This window comes from Mycobacterium sp. NGS67 (assembly GCF_059812185.1).
In genome coordinates this window covers 1-402 of the sequence record NZ_JCALCF010000091.1, presented here as the reverse complement: position 1 = coordinate 402, position 402 = coordinate 1, and the positions used below count along the sequence as shown (strand labels likewise).

General features: G+C 80.1%; 1 protein-coding gene. It reads right to left on the bottom strand.

Translation table 11 applies throughout. From position 1 onward, the window contains the following. On the bottom strand, positions 1–402 hold a 402-nt coding region (locus AC5Y4D_RS27370; protein ID WP_500038783.1), incomplete at both ends, for a hypothetical protein.

Sequence of the window (402 nt, the reverse complement as noted above, 5' to 3'; positions counted from 1 at the left end):
CCCGGCACCACCGGCGCCGCCCTTACCGCCGGCGCCGCCGCTACCACCGGTGCCACCGGCCCCGGCGTTGGTGCCGGCCTGACCGATCGCACCGTCGACCCCGGCCCCACCGGACCCGGCCGCACCACCGGCACCACCGCTGCTGGCATTGCCACCGTTGCCGTTGGCGCCGGCCACCCCGCCGGCACCGGCACCGGCCAGGCCGGCGACCCCACCGGCACCGCCGTTGGCGCCCTGACCGCCGGCGCCGCCGTCACCACCGGCAAACCCGGAGTCACCGCTGTTGATGCCGTGGTTGCCGGCCGCACCGATACCGCCCTTGCCGGCCGCGCCGGCGTGACCACCGGCCCCGGCGTCCCCGCCGGACCCGGCCTTGGCCGCCGCGCCGCCGACCCCGCTGGT